Source organism: Nioella sediminis (assembly GCF_001879695.1).
GTDB lineage: Bacteria > Pseudomonadota > Alphaproteobacteria > Rhodobacterales > Rhodobacteraceae > Nioella > Nioella sediminis.
On the sequence record NZ_MNBL01000148.1, the window covers coordinates 1 to 17,559 of the forward strand.

At 64.1% G+C, this 17,559-nt stretch carries 17 protein-coding genes and 1 tRNA gene; 10 read left to right on the forward strand and 8 right to left on the reverse strand.

The window, feature by feature from the left end; translation table 11 throughout:
* Positions 1 to 52 precede the first annotated feature (52 nt).
* The 4 genes from BKY26_RS16715 to BKY26_RS16730 all read left to right on the forward strand — a co-directional run bounded on the left by BKY26_RS16715 (position 53) and on the right by BKY26_RS16730 (position 5,594).
* Positions 53 to 1,336: an ABC transporter substrate-binding protein gene (locus BKY26_RS16715; protein ID WP_071691518.1), complete on the forward strand. Its 1,284-nt coding sequence runs from the start codon at positions 53 to 55 to the stop codon at positions 1,334 to 1,336.
* A 76-nt stretch (positions 1,337 to 1,412) separates the two neighbouring features.
* Positions 1,413 to 2,273, forward strand: a complete 861-nt coding sequence (locus BKY26_RS16720; protein ID WP_071691519.1) for an ABC transporter ATP-binding protein — start codon at positions 1,413 to 1,415, stop codon at positions 2,271 to 2,273.
* A gap of 14 nt (positions 2,274 to 2,287) precedes the next feature.
* On the forward strand, positions 2,288 to 3,484 hold the full coding sequence (locus tag BKY26_RS16725) for a phenylacetate--CoA ligase family protein (protein ID WP_131541914.1): 1,197 nt from the start codon (positions 2,288 to 2,290) through the stop codon (positions 3,482 to 3,484).
* 34 nt (positions 3,485 to 3,518) lie between these two features.
* Entirely contained in the window at positions 3,519 to 5,594 is a 2,076-nt protein-coding gene (locus tag BKY26_RS16730) for a peptidoglycan-binding protein (protein ID WP_071691521.1), read from the forward strand.
* Positions 5,595 to 5,705: 111 nt separating this feature from the next.
* On the opposite strand, the gene ykgO is transcribed toward BKY26_RS16730, so the two are convergent.
* Entirely contained in the window at positions 5,706 to 5,831 is a 126-nt protein-coding gene (gene ykgO, locus BKY26_RS16735; protein ID WP_012177066.1) for a type B 50S ribosomal protein L36, read from the reverse strand.
* A 66-nt stretch (positions 5,832 to 5,897) separates the two neighbouring features.
* Positions 5,898 to 5,972, reverse strand: a tRNA-Val gene (locus tag BKY26_RS16740).
* Between the two features lie 136 nt (positions 5,973 to 6,108).
* On the opposite strand from BKY26_RS16740, the gene BKY26_RS16745 reads away from it, so the two are divergent.
* Positions 6,109 to 6,984: an N-formylglutamate amidohydrolase gene (locus BKY26_RS16745; RefSeq protein WP_071691522.1), complete on the forward strand. Its 876-nt coding sequence runs from the start codon at positions 6,109 to 6,111 to the stop codon at positions 6,982 to 6,984.
* 154 nt (positions 6,985 to 7,138) lie between these two features.
* Here the strand turns inward: BKY26_RS16745 and BKY26_RS16750 are convergent, their stop codons facing one another.
* Positions 7,139 to 8,392 (reverse strand): DNA polymerase IV, encoded by a 1,254-nt coding sequence (locus BKY26_RS16750; RefSeq protein ID WP_071691523.1) that lies wholly within the window; start codon positions 8,390 to 8,392, stop codon positions 7,139 to 7,141.
* A gap of 125 nt (positions 8,393 to 8,517) precedes the next feature.
* Positions 8,518 to 9,264: an IclR family transcriptional regulator gene (locus BKY26_RS16755; protein WP_071691524.1), complete on the reverse strand. Its 747-nt coding sequence runs from the start codon at positions 9,262 to 9,264 to the stop codon at positions 8,518 to 8,520.
* Between the two features lie 96 nt (positions 9,265 to 9,360).
* On the opposite strand from BKY26_RS16755, the gene BKY26_RS16760 reads away from it, so the two are divergent.
* Genes BKY26_RS16760 through BKY26_RS16780 form a run of 5 tightly spaced genes read left to right on the forward strand, consistent with a single transcriptional unit; the run spans position 9,361 to position 12,960 of the window.
* The gene (locus BKY26_RS16760; protein ID WP_071691525.1) at positions 9,361 to 10,317 is read left to right on the forward strand and encodes a cupin domain-containing protein; all 957 of its coding nucleotides are present in this window, start codon (positions 9,361 to 9,363) and stop codon (positions 10,315 to 10,317) included.
* Positions 10,318 to 10,322: 5 nt separating this feature from the next.
* Complete coding sequence (locus tag BKY26_RS16765) at positions 10,323 to 10,649, forward strand: recombinase-like helix-turn-helix domain-containing protein (RefSeq protein ID WP_071691526.1); 327 nt, start codon at positions 10,323 to 10,325, stop codon at positions 10,647 to 10,649.
* A 12-nt stretch (positions 10,650 to 10,661) separates the two neighbouring features.
* On the forward strand, positions 10,662 to 11,714 hold the full coding sequence (locus BKY26_RS16770) for an aromatic ring-hydroxylating oxygenase subunit alpha (RefSeq protein ID WP_071691527.1): 1,053 nt from the start codon (positions 10,662 to 10,664) through the stop codon (positions 11,712 to 11,714).
* Positions 11,711 to 12,439, forward strand: coding sequence for an SDR family oxidoreductase (locus tag BKY26_RS16775; protein WP_071691528.1), 729 nt, complete (start codon positions 11,711 to 11,713; stop codon positions 12,437 to 12,439). Before BKY26_RS16770 ends, BKY26_RS16775 begins: the two co-directional genes overlap by 4 nt.
* Positions 12,436 to 12,960 (forward strand): pentapeptide repeat-containing protein, encoded by a 525-nt coding sequence (locus BKY26_RS16780; RefSeq protein WP_071691529.1) that lies wholly within the window; start codon positions 12,436 to 12,438, stop codon positions 12,958 to 12,960. Before BKY26_RS16775 ends, BKY26_RS16780 begins: the two co-directional genes overlap by 4 nt.
* Positions 12,961 to 12,966: 6 nt before the next feature.
* Here the strand turns inward: BKY26_RS16780 and BKY26_RS16785 are convergent, their stop codons facing one another.
* Genes BKY26_RS16785 through BKY26_RS16800 form a run of 4 tightly spaced genes read right to left on the reverse strand, consistent with a single transcriptional unit; the run spans position 12,967 to position 17,448 of the window.
* Positions 12,967 to 14,148 (reverse strand): FAD-dependent oxidoreductase, encoded by a 1,182-nt coding sequence (locus BKY26_RS16785; protein WP_071691530.1) that lies wholly within the window; start codon positions 14,146 to 14,148, stop codon positions 12,967 to 12,969.
* Positions 14,149 to 14,152: 4 nt separating this feature from the next.
* Positions 14,153 to 15,715, reverse strand: coding sequence for a sulfatase family protein (locus tag BKY26_RS16790; RefSeq protein WP_071691531.1), 1,563 nt, complete (start codon positions 15,713 to 15,715; stop codon positions 14,153 to 14,155).
* On the reverse strand, positions 15,712 to 17,028 hold the full coding sequence (locus tag BKY26_RS16795) for a TRAP transporter large permease (protein ID WP_071691532.1): 1,317 nt from the start codon (positions 17,026 to 17,028) through the stop codon (positions 15,712 to 15,714). Before BKY26_RS16795 ends, BKY26_RS16790 begins: the two co-directional genes overlap by 4 nt.
* Before the next feature lie 3 nt (positions 17,029 to 17,031).
* Positions 17,032 to 17,448: a TRAP transporter small permease gene (locus BKY26_RS16800; protein WP_131541915.1), complete on the reverse strand. Its 417-nt coding sequence runs from the start codon at positions 17,446 to 17,448 to the stop codon at positions 17,032 to 17,034.
* Positions 17,449 to 17,559 lie beyond the last annotated feature (111 nt).

Sequence of the window (17,559 nt, forward strand, 5' to 3'; positions counted from 1 at the left end):
AAGGCAACGGCAACAATGGCTTATCGGACAAATCCAAGGGAGGACCTTACCGATGAAGAAACTGGCAACACTGGCACTGGCTGGCCTGATGGCCGCAGGGCCCGCGATGGCGGATCTCGTATTCCCCTCGCTGTCCTACCGGACCGGCCCCTATGCAGCGGGCGGCATTCCCTTCGCGGACGGCTATGCCGACTATTTCACGCTGCTCAACCAGCGTGACGGTGGCATCGGCGGCGTGATGACGAGCGTTCCGGAATGCGAAACCGCCTATAACACCGAGCGCGGCGTGGAATGCTATGAGGCGACCCGCGGCGAAGGCGCGCTGGTCTATCAGCCGCTGTCCACCGGCATCACCTACCAGCTGATCCCCCGCGTGACCGCGGATGGCATTCCGCTTCACACCATGGGCTATGGCCGGACCTCGGCTGCCAATGGTGACGTGTTCGAATGGGTTTTCAACTACCCGGCGAACTACTGGGACGGCGCCAGCGTGATCATCAACTACCTGCTGGACCAGAACGAAGGGTCGCTGGACGGTCAGAAGATCGTGCTGCTGTACCACAACTCGGCCTATGGTCGTGAACCGATCCGCACGCTGGAAATCCTGTCTGAACAGCTTGGCTTCGAACTGGTGCAGCTGGCCGTTGACCACCCCGGTCAGGAACAGGGCAACCAGTGGCTGACCATCCGCCGCGAGCGCCCCGATTACGTGATCATGTGGGGCTGGGGCGTCATGAACCAGGTCGCCGTGCAGGAAGCTGCGAACATCCGTTTCCCGATGGACCACTTCATCGGCAACTGGTGGGCCGGCGCGGAACATGACGTGATGCCCGCCGGTGACGGTGCCGATGGTTACCTGGCGCTGAACATGAACGTTCTGGGCGATCTGCCGGTCTTCGCGGAAATCCAGGAGCACGTGATCGACGCGGGGCTGGCCGCCGGTGACGGGTCGAACCTCGGTTCGGTGCTGTACACCCGTGGCATGTATGCCGCGATGCTGGCCGCCGAAGCCGCCCGCACCGCGCAGGAGATTCATGGCGTGGCAGACATCACCCCGGCGATGATGCGTGATGGCATGGAAGCGCTGTCGATCACCGAAGAGCGTATGGCGGAACTGGGCATGCCCGGTGTCGGCCCGGCCTTCGACGTGACCTGTGGCAACCATGGTGGCCCCGGCATGGGCCGGATCCAGCAGTGGGATGCGTCCGCGCAGGAGTGGGTTACCCTGACCGACTTCATTGCACCTGACGACTCTGTCACTCAGCCGCTGATCGAAGAAGACTCGGCCGCCTTCGCCGCCGAGAACGGCATCGAGTCGCGCGGCTGCGCCGAGTGATCCTGCGCTGATCTCATGACATCTCCGGCGGCGGCCTGACGCTGCCGCCGGACCCCGAGGACAAAGGTTGAAGAACATGCTGGACCAGGTTCACGAAGTGCACGGAGACGGGTTTGCCCCGGAAGACGCTGGCGCGGAAACGCTGCTGGAGGTCAACAATATCGAGGTGATCTACAACCATGTGATCCTCGTGCTGAAAGGCGTGAGCCTCAAGGTGCCGAAGGGCGGCATCACGGCGCTGCTTGGCGGCAACGGCGCGGGGAAGACCACGACGCTGAAAGCCATTTCCAACCTGCTGCATTCCGAACGCGGCGAGGTGACCAAGGGCAGCATCAACTATCGCGGTGAGCGGGTACAGGACCTGTCGCCCTCCGATCTGGTGGATCGGGGCGTGATCCAGGTGATGGAAGGCCGCCACTGTTTCGAACACCTGACCATCGAGGAAAACCTGATGACCGGCGCCTATACGCGCAAGGACGGGAAGGGCGCGGTGAGCGCCGATCTCGAGATGGTCTATGACTATTTCCCCCGGCTGAAAGAGCGCCGCAAATCGCAGGCTGGCTACACCTCGGGCGGGGAACAGCAGATGTGCGCCATCGGTCGCGCGCTGATGAGCCGGCCCGAGACGATCCTGCTTGATGAACCCTCGATGGGTCTGGCCCCGCAGCTGGTGGAACAGATTTTCGGCATCGTGAAGTCGCTCAACGAAGGGGAGGGCTATACCTTCCTGTTGGCCGAGCAGAACACCAACGTGGCGCTGCGCTTTGCCCACTATGGCTACATCCTGGAATCGGGCCGCGTGGTGATGGACGGCCCCGCCAAGGAGTTGCGCGAGAACCCGGATGTGAAGGAGTTCTACCTCGGCATGTCCGATGAAGGGCGCAAGAGCTTCCGCGACGTGCGGTCCTATCGCCGCCGCAAGCGGTGGCTGGCGTAATGAGGGACAATGCCGTGAGTACCTATTTCGACGATCTGGAAACCCGCAGCGCCGACCAGCGTGCCAGCGATCAGCTGGCCGCCGTGAACGCGCAGATCGCCCGCGTGGCGGCGTCAGGCTCCTGCGCGATGGATGTCGGGTCGCTGTCCGATCTGTCCGACCTGAGCAAACTGCCGGTCCTGCGCAAGTCCACCCTGTCGGGCTGGCAGCAGCAGAACCCGCCCTTTGGCAATATAGCCGTGCAGAACGTGGCGCATATCTTCCAGTCGCCGGGGCCGATTTATGAACCGGGCGGAATCAGCCATGACTGGTGGCGTATCGGGCGGTTCCTGAATGCGGTTGGCATCGGGTCGGATGACATTGTGCAGAACTGCTTTGGCTATCACCTGACGCCTGCGGGCATGATCTTTGAAAGCGGGGCGAGGGCCGTGGGGGCCGCCGTGGTGCCTGCGGGCACCGGTCAGACGGAGTTGCAGGTGCGCGCCGCCCATGACATCGGCACGACCGCCTATGCGGGCACGCCCGATTTCCTGAAGGTCATCCTCGACAAGGCCGACCAGATGGGGCTGTCGCTGAAGATCTCCAAGGCCGCTGTGGGCGGGGGCGCTCTGTTCCCGTCTTTGCGCCAGGAATACGCCGATCGCGGCATTCTGTGCCTTCAGAACTACGCCACCGCCGATCTGGGCAATATCGCCCATGAGAGCCCGGCGCAGGAAGGCATGATCGTCGATGAAGGCGTCATCGTGGAGATCGTCCGCCCCGGCACCGGCGACCCTGTTGCACCGGGTGAGGTAGGCGAGGTCGTGGTGACGACGCTGAACCCCGATTACCCGCTCATTCGCTTTGCCACCGGCGACCTTTCTGCCGTGATGGAAGGCGAAAGCCCCTGTGGCCGCACCAATATGCGGATCAAGGGCTGGATGGGCCGCGCCGACCAGACCACCAAGATCAAGGGCATGTTCGTGCGCCCCGAACAGGTGGCCGATCTGGTTGCCCGTCACAGCGATGTGGGCCGCGCCCGTATCATCGCCGAGCGCGAGGGCGAGATGGACGTGATGCTGGTGCAGCTGGAAACAGCAGGCACTGACGGAAGCGTTTATGAACAAACGGTTCTGGATACGCTAAAGTTGAGGGGGCGAATCGAGCTCGTTCCCGCAGGCAGCCTGCCCAATGACGGTAAGGTCATCGAGGACCGGCGCAGCTACGAATGATCTCGGCCCGCCTTATTTGAAGGAGGTTTGAGCCATGAAATCATTTGTAAAAGCCCTGTTGTTGATGGGTGTCGCCATGCCGGCGGGGGCCGATACGGCCCTTGTCGTTGGCACCGTCGATGCTGCGTCGACCACCAGCTACGGCGCGCCGCGTTATCTTGGGACAGCCCTCACTCCGCTGGACCAGGCGGGGTTTGAGCTGATTTCCGCCCTCGATGCGGATGCGGCCACCCTGCGACAGTTGGTGACCCGGCTGGTCACGGCGGACGAGCAAGAGGCGCTGGTCATCGCCCTGTCGGGCCGATTCGTCAGCCATGGTGGGCTAAGCTGGTTCCTGGGCCGCGATGCCGGTCAGCAGGATCTGGGCAGCGTGTCGGGCGCGGGCATCCCCGTGCAGCTTCTGATGGATATCGCAGGGGCGTCGCCCGCGCGCGCGGTCATCCTGCTGGCGCCAGAGGATCAGGGGATTGCCCTTGGCGCCGGGCTGGAGAACGGGCTTGGTCCGCTGGAGGTGCCCGAAGGCGTGACACTGGCCACCGGTCACCCGGCCTCGGTTGCGCGCTTCCTGCGCAGCGGTCTGCTGGAGCCGGGACGCCCCTTGCGCGATGTGCTGGCGGCGTCCCCCGATCTGACCGTGGTGGCGCTGGCAGATCCCTTTGTGCCCTTCGTTCCGGCCCCGGTGGTCACGCCGGTCGTGCCCGCCGATGAACAGGCCTATTGGGACGCGATGTCGACGCTGGACAATGTCTTTGCCTATCGGGCCTATCTGAACCGTTATCCCGGCGGCTACTACGCCGCGCAGGCGCAGGCGCGGATTGCAGCGCTTGAACCGCCCGCGCCGCAACTGACCCCGGAAGAGGCCGAGAACGCCCTTGGCCTGTCGCGCGAAGACAAGCGCGACATCCAGCGCGATCTGGCGGTTCTGGGTTACTACAACAGCGGTATCGACGGGCTGTTTGGCCCCGGTACGCGCGGCGGCATCCGCCAATGGCAGCAGGCCAACGGCTTGCAGGTCACCGGCTATCTGGATGCGGCGCAGGTCACCCGGCTGAGCGATCAGGGCGATGTCCGGCGAGAGGAGATCCGCGCGCAGGATCTGGCTTATTGGAACCAGACCGGGCAGGGCAATGACGAGGCGGGGCTGCGCGCCTATCTGAACCGCTATCCGAATGGTCAGTTCGCGCAGCTCGCGCGGCAGCGGCTGGATGCCATCGAAGCGGAACAGGAACGGCAGGCCGATATCGCCTATTGGAACCAGACCGGGCGCGGTCAGGACGAGGCGGGTCTGCGGGCCTATCTGGGCCGCTATCCCAATGGCGAGTTTTCACAGCTTGCGCGCCAACGCCTGAACACCATCCTCGCACAGCAGGAATCGCAAGCCTGGCAACTGGCGCAGGCGCGGGACACGATCCAGGGCTATCGGGCCTATCTGAACGATTACCCCAATGGCCCCCACGCGGCTCAGGCCCGCCAGCGTCTGGCGCAATTGCAACAGGCCGCAGGCGAGCCCGCGGCATGGCAGCAGGCGCAGGCGCGCGACACGCTGAACAGCTATCAGGCCTATCTGGATGCCTACCCGAACGGTGCCCATGCCGCTGAAGCGCGCGCGCTGATGCGCGCGATCCGCGATGATGACCGGGCGTGGAATCTTGCGGAATCGACGGACACGATCCAGGGCTATCGCAACTACCTCAATGCCTTCCCCACCCCGCGCCATCGTCAGGAGGCGCTGGACCGGATTTCCCAGATCCAGGCGGACGAGCAGGCGTGGCAGCAGGCGCAGGCGGCAGACACGGTGCAGGCCTATCGCAGCTATCTCAACCGCTTCCCCAATGGCCGCCACGCGGCCGAGGCACAGCAACGGATCGACGCACTGGCGCCGCCGCAACCGCCCCAGGGAGGTATTCCGCTGAACCTCGGTCAGCGGGTTGCGACGGAACGCGCCCTGTCCAATCTGGGCTTCGATCCCGGTCCGGCCGATGGAACCTTTACCGCGCAGACCTACGCCGCCCTGCGTGCCTATCAGCAGGCTCGCGGCTTGCCGGTGACCGGCGTGGTGGATGCGGTGACGGCCGCTGCGCTGCTGGTCGAAGGTATGGCCAATAACTGATCCGCACCTACCCGGGGCGCGCGATGCCTCGCCCCGGAAAATCGGCCCGTATAAAGCAAAAGCGCCGCAGGCAGGGCCTGCGGCGCTTTTACATGCGAAATCTGCTGTGGCTCAGCCCTGGCGGGCTTTGAACCGGCGCTGCGTCTTGTTGATGACGTAGACGCGGCCCTTGCGGCGCACGACGCGGCAATCGCGGTGACGCTGCTTGAGCGAGCGGAGCGAGTTCTTGACCTTCATCTGGCCTCTCCTTCGTCGCGGCGCGGCGATGCGCCTTTGGGTTAACCCCTTGTTACCAAGGGAAGATGGTGGGCGATACTGGGATCGAACCAGTGACCCCTTCGATGTCAACGAAGTGCTCTACCGCTGAGCTAATCGCCCCCTGATTTGCAAAGACCAAGCCGACACATACATGCCAGCCGCAGCCCCTGCCACGTTGGGTAGGCGGTCTATAAAAGGAGTCGGGATGGTGTTCAAGGGCTTTTGAGGCCACAAAATTCGGGTAATGATAATTCCCATGACCGAGTCCAGCGAATACCGCGCCGCTTACCGGCTGGAAAGGCCCGAAAGCCGGGTCGGATCCGTGATCGTCGCCTCGCCGCACTCGGGGCGCCATTACCCGTGGAGCTTCATCCGGCGGACTGTGCTGGACGAGCGCGCGATCCGGTCGTCCGAGGACGCCTTTGTCGATATGCTGGTGGCCGAGGCCCCCGCTCTTGGCGCGCCGCTGCTGGCCGCCGAATATCCCCGCGCCTTCGTTGATCTGAACCGGTCGAATGACGAGCTCGATCCGGCGGTGATCGAGGGCGTGCGGCGCAGCGCGGTCAATCCGCGGATCAGCTCTGGCCTTGGGGTGATTCCCCGGGTGGTGGCTGGGGGACGGGTGATCTATCGCGGCAAGCTGAGCCGGGAGGAGGCAGAGGAGCGGATCGAGAAGGTCTGGCAGCCCTATCACAGCTGCCTTGAGGGACTGGTTCGCGAGTCGCTGGAGGATTGCGGCGAGTCGGTGCTGCTGGATTTTCATTCGATGCCACATGAAGCGCTGGACGCAATGTCGCGCGGCCCCGGACAGGCGCGGCCTGACGTGGTTCTGGGCGACCGGTTCGGCGCATCGGCGGCGGTGGCATTCGTGGATCGGCTGGAGGCGGGCTTTTCTGCCGCCGGACTGGTGGTTAGCCGCAACAGCCCCTTTGCCGGGGCCTATATCGCGCAGAATTACGGGCGGCCATCGCGCGGGCGCCACGCGGTACAGATCGAGATCGACCGGTCGCTGTACATGAACGAACAACTGATCCGCCCCAATGGCAATTTCCAGAGCGTCAAGAAACTGGTGACCGGGGTGTTGCGGCAGATGATCCGGGGCGAGGATGCCCTGCCGATGGCGGCGGAGTAGGGCGGACGCGGTTTCGAAACCGCGTGGTTGCGCCGGGCTTGGCTGGACCGCCGACGCCTACAACCTGGTGCTGGCTGGATGGCAGGGATGCGATCCTTGCCACGGGCGCGGGAAACGCGGTTTCGAAACCGCGTTCCGGCCCCCGGAGGCACCGTCAGCGCAGGGACCGCCCTTTCAGGATGGCGTCACCGCCGAACCTTTTCCGAATCTCGTCTGCCGCGCGCTCGGCCTTGATTCTGGCGGCCTCCTGCGGGTCCAGAAGGTTGCCGGACCGGTCGGCCATATCCTCGGGCAGCAGATCCGCCAGACCCACCCCGATCAGCCGGTAGGGCTTGGTGTGCGGCGCGTGGTCGAACAGCTCGCGCGCGGCACGGTAGATGCGGTCTGCGATCTGGGTGGGGTCGGTCAGGCTGCGCCGCCGTGTGATCAGCTGAAAGTCCGATCGCTTGAGCTTCAGCACCACCACGCGCCCCGCCAGCCGCTTGGCCTTCAACCGGTCCGACACCTTCTCGGCCAGCCGCCACAGATGCCCGTCCAGCAGGTCGGGCTCCGATATGTCTTCGAAGAAGGTCGTCTCGGACGAGATGCTTTTCATCGGCGCATCGCGGCTGACCCGTCGCCTGTCCTGCCCGCGAGCAAGGTGCCACAACCGGTCCCCCATCGACCCGAACCGGGCGACCAGATCCTCGCGGTCCCACCGGCGCAGATCGGCGAAGGTGCGAATGCCCACCTTGTCGAGAGAGGCCTGACCGGCCTCACCGATACCCCAGATCATACGCACCGGTTTCTGTTCCAGAAAATCCATCGTCTCGGCCTGCCCGATCACCGAGAACCCGCGCGGCTTGTCGAGGTCGGAGGCGATCTTGGCGAGGAACTTGTTGTGGGACAGGCCGATCGACCCGGTAATCCCGATCTCGTCCTTCATCCGCTTCACCAGTCGCGCCAGCATCACGGCGGGCGGGCGGCCATGCAGCCGCGCGGTGCCGGTCAGGTCGATGAACGCCTCGTCCAGCGACAGCGGCTCGATGGAGGGGGTCATCTCCTCCATCATCGCGCGGATCTGTTTGGAAACGGCGGCATAGACCTCCATCCGCCCACGGACCACGACCGCCTCGGGGCAAAGCTCCAGCGCCTTGAACATGGGCATTGCCGAGCGCACCCCCTTGATTCGCGCAATATAGCAGGCGGTCGAGACCACGCCCCGCTTGCCGCCGCCAATGATCACGGGCTTGTCGCGCAGCTCGGGATTGTCGCGCTTTTCGACCGAGGCATAGAAGGCGTCGCAATCCATATGGGCGATGGACAGGTCAAAAAGCTCCGGATGCGATACGATCCTAGGCCGTCCGCAGGCGGGGCAGCGGGCGCCGGTGTCAAATGGGGTCAGGCAGTCGCGGCAGAGGGATGGCATGTGTCCGGGCTGTGTTGGGTGGGGCGGCTCGATGTCCCATGGTTCCAATCTCTGTCAGAGCGCGCCACAAAGCAACCGGAGCCAATCGTGGCTGTCCCGGGCCGCGCCGTCCATGGTGGACATGTTCAGGCCTCTGGCGCTTTCCACCCCATGGCGCGGCTGATCATTCTGGCCGTTTTCAGGATGTCCCGCTCGACCGAGGCGGGCACGGCATCTGTCTGCTTCGTCGCGCTTATTGCCGCCACGATGTCACCTGACATGTCGTAGATCGGGGCGGCGACGCTGCACAGCCCTGTTTCGAAGCTGCCATTGTGGATGACCGACGGGCTCTTGCAATCTTCCTGCCAGGCGGAAATCGCCTTTTCCACGGCTGCTTTCGGCTGACCGTCGAGCAACCTGCGGATCTGTGGTTCGGTCTTCTGGGTCAACAGCACCCGTCCCATGGCGGTCAGCGTCGCCGGCAGCCGGCTTCCTACATGGACGAGGGACGACAGCCCGTCGGAGGCCGCCAGCCGAATCAGGTAGAGCACATGCCGCCCGTCCAGAACGCCGAGGTGCCCGGACCAATCCTGCTTGTCCCGGAACGCTTCGAGCGGTTTTTGTGCGACTTCAAGCAATTCCCGGCTGGCCAGATACCCATAGCTGACCCGCAGAACCGCCGGACCAAGGCGATAGGTTCTGCCGTCCCGAACCGGTAGCAGGAATCCCTCTTGCACCAGCGTGTGTACGGTGCGGAACACCGCCGACCGGGTAATGCCGAGCGTCTTTGCCAGTTGCGCCATCGTCTGTTCGGGGCGTTGCGGCGAAAAGGCCTGCAACAGGGTCAGGCCACGCACGAGCGCTGGCACGGAATAGGGGTCTTCGTCGCTCATCACCTCTCCGAGACGTTTCACCGGTAAAACGCAATCTTTCCAACGAAACCCCCGAGCCTAGTCTGTGGTCAAGCAAATTCCAAAGGGAGCATCGTCATGAACATCGCCGCAACCCCTCAGGCCAGCCTCGCAGATCGGATGAAGGCCCATACCGGACGCTTTGTCGACAAGGCCTTCGACTGGAACGCCTTTCCCTCCAATGCCGGGTTCGATGAACTGGCGCGGGCGCAGATGCGCTATATCGGTGCCGGTGGCTCGCCCAAGGTGGGCGATCCCTCGACCCTGAAAGCGGACAATTTCACGCTCAGCCTGATCTACAAGGAACCCGGCCGCTACGCTGCCTGCCATAGCCACGAGATCGAGGAAAGCTTCCTCATTCTCTCGGGCGCGCTGATTGTCGGCTGGGAAAAGCATGGCGAGGTGGTGGAGGTCAATCTTGGCCCCAAGGACATGATCCTGAACGCCCGCGAAATCGGCCACGGTTTTCGGGTCGACGGGGTCGAGCCGGTGGTTATGTCGATCTCGGTCGATGTGGGCAAACCCTTGCCGCCCGTCTACCACTATCACCCCAAGGAGCACCCTGCAGAACTGGCCCGCACGTTCGGCGCGGAACCGGGCAAGACCATGGCCTACGATCCAAACGGAAGCCACGAGATCCAGAAACTGATGTCGGAATACGTGGTGCGCTACACCGAGTTGCCGACGATCTGGGAAGAGGCGGGCTTTACCCGCAAGGTCTATGTCGGCGATGCACCCGGCGCGGTGCAACATGACAGCACCCGCAAGGAGATGTGGGGCCTGCCCATGGGGGCGAAACTGGCCCCCTTCACCCGCACGGTCGAGGATGCCTATCTGTGTATCGAGGGCAGCGTCGAGGTTGTCTGGGTCGAGGAGGACGGCACGGAAGCCAGCGTCGAGCTTGGCCCCCGTGACCTGATCAAGACACCCGCAGGGCAGGCCCATTATCTGCGCAATCCGGGGGTCGGCCCGGCGACGGTCTGGACCGTCATCGGAACCTCCGGCGACGATGGCGCCGTTTACCGCAAGGGGTGAGGATCATGAGCACGCAAGGAAACGCTGAACGCCCCGACGCCTTCAAGGCGATGATGGCCGCCGCGCGCGCTGCGGGCCGCCCGGAACTGGCCAACCAGGGCCGGGGGCGTCCGCTCAGCCAGGCCGAGGACGATCTGGCCGAGGCGCTGATGGCGATCTATGGCGAAGGCATCACCGGGCAAGCCGCGCTGGCCGAGGCGCTGGCCGCCCGCGCCGTCATCCGGCCTTCCAGCGGCAAACCCGACTGGACGGCTGACACGCTTGCGGCCGAGTTGCAGGCAATCAACGCCGATCTGGACGCGGCCTATCTCGAAAACGGCTTCGGAGCCTGAACGGAGGACATCATGGCAGTATCAGCAGAGATGAGGGCCCGGATCGAGGCCCGCGTGAACGAAGGCGTCCGCGATCAATGGTATCCTGTCGCCAAATCGGTGGAGATCCGTGCCGACCGCCCCTTCGGCGTCGTGGCACTTGGGCAAAAACTGGTGATGTGGCGCCGGTCGGACGGGCAGGTTCAGTGCATCGAGGATTTCTGCCCCCACAGGGGTGCGCCACTCAGCTATGGCGAGATCCACGGGGAACATATCGGCTGCCGCTATCACGGCGTCGTGGTCGATGGCACCGGCACCGTGCAGCAGGTGCCCGCCATGCCCGATTGCCCGATGGAGGGGCGCAAGGCCCTGCGCTCCTACCATGTGGCCGAACACAGCGATGCGGTCTTCGTGTTCATGTCTTCTGACGAGGCGACGGAACCGCCCGAATTGCCGCTGTCCCCTGAGCTGACGGACCCGGACTGGGCCGGGTTCCTGTGTACGGCGATCTGGGACGTGAACTATCGCTACGCGCTCGACAACCTCGCTGATCCGATGCACGGCTGCTATCTGCATGCCGAAAGCTTCACCCTGGCCTTCGGGTCCAAGCAGGATCTGCTGGAACTGGACAACCGCGAGGGCGGCTTCCGCGTGGCGCGTGTGGGTCAGACCGGCGAGAATTTCGATTGGGTCGAATTCGAAACCCCTGAAGGCGGCATGTATTGCCACCTCGACATTCCCTATCCCGCCTCGGCGGGACCGGGCGGCAACATGCGGATCGTTGGTTACGTCCTGCCCATGGGGCCGCAGCGCTGCAAGGTGTTCTTCTGGCGGATGCGCAAGGTGCAGGGGTTCGAGCGTGACAGCTGGCGGTTCCTGTTCCGCGCGCGGTTGGAGGAACGGCATTGGAACGTTCTGGAACAGGACCGGGTGATGCTGGAAGGCATGCCCGACGACGCCCGGCGCCGCGAGATGCTGTATCAGCATGACATCGGCCTTGCGCATCTGCGCCGCGCGCTCAACCGCTTGGCCCGCGCCCAGATCGAGGCCGAGGATGCCGCCGCCGACGGCGTGGCCGCACAATGAGTCTGGCGGGACGGCGCATTCTGGTCACCGGCGCGGCACGCGGGCTTGGCGCGGTGATCGCGCGCCATCTGGCAGAGGCGGGCGCGACGTTGATCCTTGCCGATATTCTGGAGGATGAAGGCCGCGCCGTGGCGGCTGAGCTTTCAGCCACCTTCCACCCCCTCGACCTGCGCGATCCGGCCAGCGTCGCAGCTCTCGGCGCCGCGCTGGACGGGCCGCTGCACGGGTTGTTCAACAACGGGGCGATTGCCACCGGCATCGGGGGCATCGGCTTCGAGGATGTCGATATCGACACCTGGGACCGGGTGATGGAGGTCAATGTTCGCGGCACATGGCTGATGACCCGCGCCGCAGCCCCCGCCCTGCGCGCCTCGGGGTCCGGGCGGATCGTCAACGTGGCCTCTGATACCGCGCTGTGGGGCGCGCCCAACCTGATGAGCTACGTGGCCTCGAAGGGTGCGGTGATCTCGATGACCCGGTCGCTCGCCCGCGAACTGGGACCAGACGGGATCGGCGTGACCGCCATTGCGCCGGGCATCCTGACCACCGAAAGCACCGAATACGTGCCCAAGGCACGCCATGACCAATATGGCACGGGCCGCGCCGTGCCCGGACCGCAGCCGCCCGAGGATGTCGCGGGAATCGTGACCTTTCTGCTTGGCGAAGCGGCCTTGACGCTGACCGGGCAGGTGCTGCCGGTCAACCGGGGCTTCGTGTTCACATGACCGGGGCGGACCTTCTGACCGAGCTTAGGAAACCATGGCGGCATGGAGAACATGTCGATGCCTGCGGGCTCGTTCTGGACACGCCTTTGGTGCTTGACGGCCTCGACCTGCGGGGCTTCGACCTGTCGGGTGCCGTGCTGAACGGCGGTCTCAGCGCGCGGGGTGCGCGGTTTCACGGCCTGTCATGGCTGCGGCAGGCGACGGTGCGGGGACGATGCGATTTCAGCGGCGCGAGTTTTCGCACCGACCTGCGTGCCGACGGGCTGACCGCGAGCGATGTGATCCTTGATGCAACCGTGGTGCAGGGTGTGCTGTCCCTTGCCGGTGCCCGACTTGGTACCCTGTCGATGCGGGACTCGCTGATGATGGCCAATGTGACGCTTGAGGGCGCAATGATCGGCGGGCGGGTCGATATGCAGGGAACCGAGATACTCGGGGGATTCTGGACCGCCGGGGCAGGGATTGGCGCCCTGAACCACCATGAGGCAGAGATTTCGGGGCGGCTGCGCTTGCCGGGCTAGGCGGTCTCAGCGTCGAAAACGGCCCGCCCCGGTCAAATCCCCAAGCTTGCGATAGAACCCGTCCACTTTCCCTTGCGCCGTCGCACGCATCTCCGCATGGCGTTCGGCGGCACCGCCTGCGGTTTCTTGCGCGCCCGCCTCTCCCACGGCGCGCGAGACATCCTGCACGAAAGCGCAGACCGGAAACCGCGCCTGTCCGAACGCCGTCAGCGCTGTTTCAAGCGTGTCATGGGCAGAGAGTGCATCGGCCAGAACCAAAGCATCCTGCATGGCCATCGCGCCCCCTTGCCCCATGAACGGGGTCGAGGCGTGGGCCGCATCGCCGATCAGCTGAACCCGTCCCTTGTGCCATGGCAAGGGCAGGACGATTTCCTCGACCTTGGTGAAGAGCAGCTCGGACTGCGCATCCAATTCCGCGAGGAAGGGCGCTGCGGGGTCGCAGAACTCGGCGAAGCGTTCGGCCATCAGTTGGGGCCAATCGGCCGGCGCGTAGTGGCTGTCTTCCGGTTCGGCTACGGTTCCAAACGTATAAAGCAGGTCATCGCTGATCGGCATGATGCCGAAGCGCTTGGCGGGGCCCATCATCATGATCTTGTCGGTTAGCCCCGCCGGTCTGCGATGCACGGACCGCCAGACCCCGACCCCGGTATATCGCGGGGCAATCTCGATACCCACCATCGCCCGTACCGACGAACGCAGCCCGTCGGCACCAATCACCAGATCGAAGCGTTCCGCGCTGCCATCCGACAGTGTGGCCGTGATGCCCTCGGCCCCCTCTTCCAGCGCTGTTACCGTGGTGCCCAGGTGTATCGGCACGCCCAGGCCGTTTACCCGTGCCGCCATGACACGGTGCATTTCGGCCCGCTTTATCCCAAGGATTGCGGGGATCTCGCCCCCATCCGCAGCCGGGTAGAACGTGTCCACGATCGGCTGGCCGAGATGGTCGAAATAGGCGTTGCGCCCCTCGGGCACTGCGAAACCCGCCGCCAGGATATCCTCAAGCAGGCCAAGCCTGCGCAGGCTGACAAGGCCGTTGGCATAGACGAAGATGCCCGAGCTCTGAAACCGCCAGGCATCCTGTTTTTCGACGATTCGAACCCGGTGACCTGATTGCGTCAACGCAATGGCCGCACAGCAACCCGCGATGCCTCCGCCGACGATCAGGATATTGAGGGGAGTGTTCTGCATGGGTCTAGGCCTGATGTGTGGGTAGAAGGGACGTGTCGCGGAGCGCGATCATGCGCAGGGCAAGCTGCTGCATCATGGCCGCCCGCCGGTCGGCAGAGCCCGGATCGAACCAGAGGTTCGACAGCTCGTGCGGATCCGCTTCCAGATCAAACAGTTCGCCCAGATCCGAGCCTTCGAAAACGGTCATCCGCCAGCCGTCATGAACCAGCGTCCGGCTTGCGGTGCGCCCGTCGTCACTGGCGAAGGCAAGGCCGGAATCCTCGATCAGCACAGGCAGGTTTTCCGCATCTTCTGCCAGCAGGTCACGCCCCTGCATGCCAACGGGACATTTCAGTCCGGCGCTTTGCAGCAAGGTCGGCGCGAAGTCGATGGCACTGCCCTGCACCGTCGATACACCCGCCTCGCGTCGTGGATCGGCCCAGATCAGCGGCACGCGGATCAGCCCGTGACTGTGCAGCCCATGTTTGAGCACCGTGCCATGGTCCCCCATGTAATCGCCGTGATCGGACATGAAGATGACAATGGTGTTCGCCGCCTTGCCGCTTCGTGCCAGCGTGTCCAGCATCCGGCCGACCCAGTCGTCGATCATGGTAATCGCACCATAGTTCAGCGCGATCATTTGGCGTGTGGTCTCAGCGTCGCTGTGGAACGGCCAATAGGCATCGGGCTTTTCGGCCCCGATCTCGTAGACCCTTTGGATATGGTCTGGCAGGTCGGTGCGGGCGGCGGTCCGATGGCCGAAGCTTTCGGGCAGGGGGATATCGGCCGGGTCATACATGTCGAAATAGCGGCCCGGTGGCGTGAACGGGTGATGTGGGTCGGGGAAGGACGCCACCAGAAGGAAGGGATCATCGCTCTGATCTTGCAGGAAGGTGCAGGCCTCCTCGCCCACGAAAGCCGTGGGGTACAGCGCCTCGGGTACTGCCGTGCGCCACAGCTGCGGCGTGTCATTGGCGTCCGTGCCAAGCGCCGCCTTGCGCCCGCGCGGATCGGGCGCGCCGTTCAGCCGGTCGCGCAGCCAGCCGGTGTAATGCCCCTCCACCTGGTCTCCATGGCCGATGCACAGTCGCAGATGGTCGAAGCCGTAATAGGGGGTTGGCACCTCTCGGTCCGGGTTGTCGATCCAGCCTGTGCGAATCTCGTGCTCGTAGTCGGGCCCGCAACGTTGGCTTCTGCGTGCCAGATCGAAGGGGGTGGGTGGTGCTGCGCCGTTTCCCGCAGCCGTCGGTAAGCGAGCGGGCACCGGGGATACGCTCTGGAAATGCGCCTTGCCAACCAGCCCGGTTCGGTAGCCTGCTGCGCGCAGCACGTCCGCGTAGGTCGTGCAGTCCAGTCCGAGGGGAATGCCGTTCTGACGGCAGCCGTTGACAGAGGTCAGTTGCCCCGTGGCGAGGGCGGCGCGGTTTGGCTGGCAGATCGGGTTGGCGACATAGAACCGGTCGAACCGGGTCCCCCGCGCGGCCAGTGCGTCGATATTGGGTGTCCGCACGATGCTGTTGCCGTAGCAGCCGAGGTGGTCGGCACGCTGTTGATCGGTCATGATCACAAGGACATTCGGGCGGCTCATCGGAACATCAGGTCGACCGGGTAGGTTACCAACTCCGGAATGAAGAAGATCAGCAGGATCGCCAGCAGGTCCAGCAGGATGAAGGGCACCGCCGCGCGGTAGATGTCGCCCATGGTCGTGCCCTTGGGGGCCACCGCCTTCATTACGAACAGCGCCGCCCCGAATGGTGGCGAGGTCGCCCCGGTTTCGATCGCGACAAGGAACAGGGCGGCGAACCAGATCAGGTCCATCTGGAACTGCTGTACGACGGGCACGAAGATCGGCAGCGTGATCAGCATGATCGGCAGCGGTCCCATGAACATCCCCATGAACACCACCAGCATGATCATCATGAAGACAATCGCGTGATCCGAAATATCGAGGCTCAGAACCGCATCGACCATTCCGTAGGTGGCCCCGGTGAAGGCCATCAACTGAGAGAAGGTGACCGCGCCCGATACGATCAGCAGCACCATGACCGAGATGTTGGCACTGGAAAAAATCGTCTCTCCGAACACTTTCGGTGTAAGCCGGCGGCGCAGCGCGGCAAGCAGCAGCGTTGCGAAAGCGCCCGTTGCGGCGGCTTCACTGGGCGTCGCGATGCCAAGGAAGATCACGCCGACGACCGAAAAGACGATCAGCGACAGCGGCACGATGTTGATGCCCGTTGCCAGCAGTTTCTCGCCCAGGCTGACTTTCGGGACATCGAAAGTGGGGGCCAGATGCGGCTGCAGGTGACAGCGGCCGAGAATGTAGAGGACATAGAGCAGCGCCATCACGAATCCCGGCACGATGATGCCGATCAGGATGCGACCGATGGAGATATCGCCGATCACGCCCAAAACAACCGCCAGCGAAGAGGGCGGGATCATGATCGCGAGGCCGGAAGACCCGAGGATGGGACCAAGCGACATCGACTTGGCATAGCCGCGCTTTTCCATCTCGGGCGTCAGGGAAGAGCCCAACAATGCGATGGAGCCCATGGAATTGCCCGTCAGGGTCGAAAACAGAACGCCGCCGCCAACGGCCATCAGCGCGAGGCGACCGCGCACCTTGCCGAACCATTTGTCCAGCGTGTCCATTAATTCAATCGCGATCCCGGACCGGAACATCGCCTCGCCCATGATCATGAACAGGGCAATCGGGATCAGGGTGAAACTGGTCACGGAACCGACGGTGTTGAGAATCAGCTGCTCGATCCCCGAAAAGCCGCCCATCAGGATGTAGGACCCGACCAGATTGACGGCGAGAAAGGAAAAGGCGACCGGCAACCCCATCAACATCAGGATGAAAAGCGGGATCAGGATAATGCTGAGCGTGACATACCATTCCATCGCTCAGACAAGCTCCCCTCGGAGGGTGCGGACGATCTGATCGAGAAACTGCACGGCCATCAGGCCCATTCCAATGGGTAGGGCAGCGGTGATCCACCAGCTTTGCGGCCGCATCACGGTCACTTGCCGGACGCCCAGTTCGAACTGTTCGATCACGACGCTGACGCCGACCACGGCCAGAACCGCGCAAAGCACGAAGCCGATGGTCGCGTTGACCAGTTGCAGCGCCATGCGCGGCCGCCCGGCCAGGCTGGCATAGACCAGATCCATGACCACATGCAGGTTCCTTTGCAGAAGATAGGGAGCGCCGAGAAAGGTAATGAACAGCAGCGAGTATTCGCTGGCCTCGATCACCCAGAGCTGCGACCCGGCACCAAGCCAGCGCATGGTGACCTCGAAGCAGATGATTGATGCGATCATGAACAGCAGACATGCCCCGATCACGGCACAAATCAGGTTCAGGGCGCTGAAGACTCGCCGTAGCTGGGAGAGGGTCCGATCCACCTGAGGCCTTCCGTTTTGCCGCGGGCG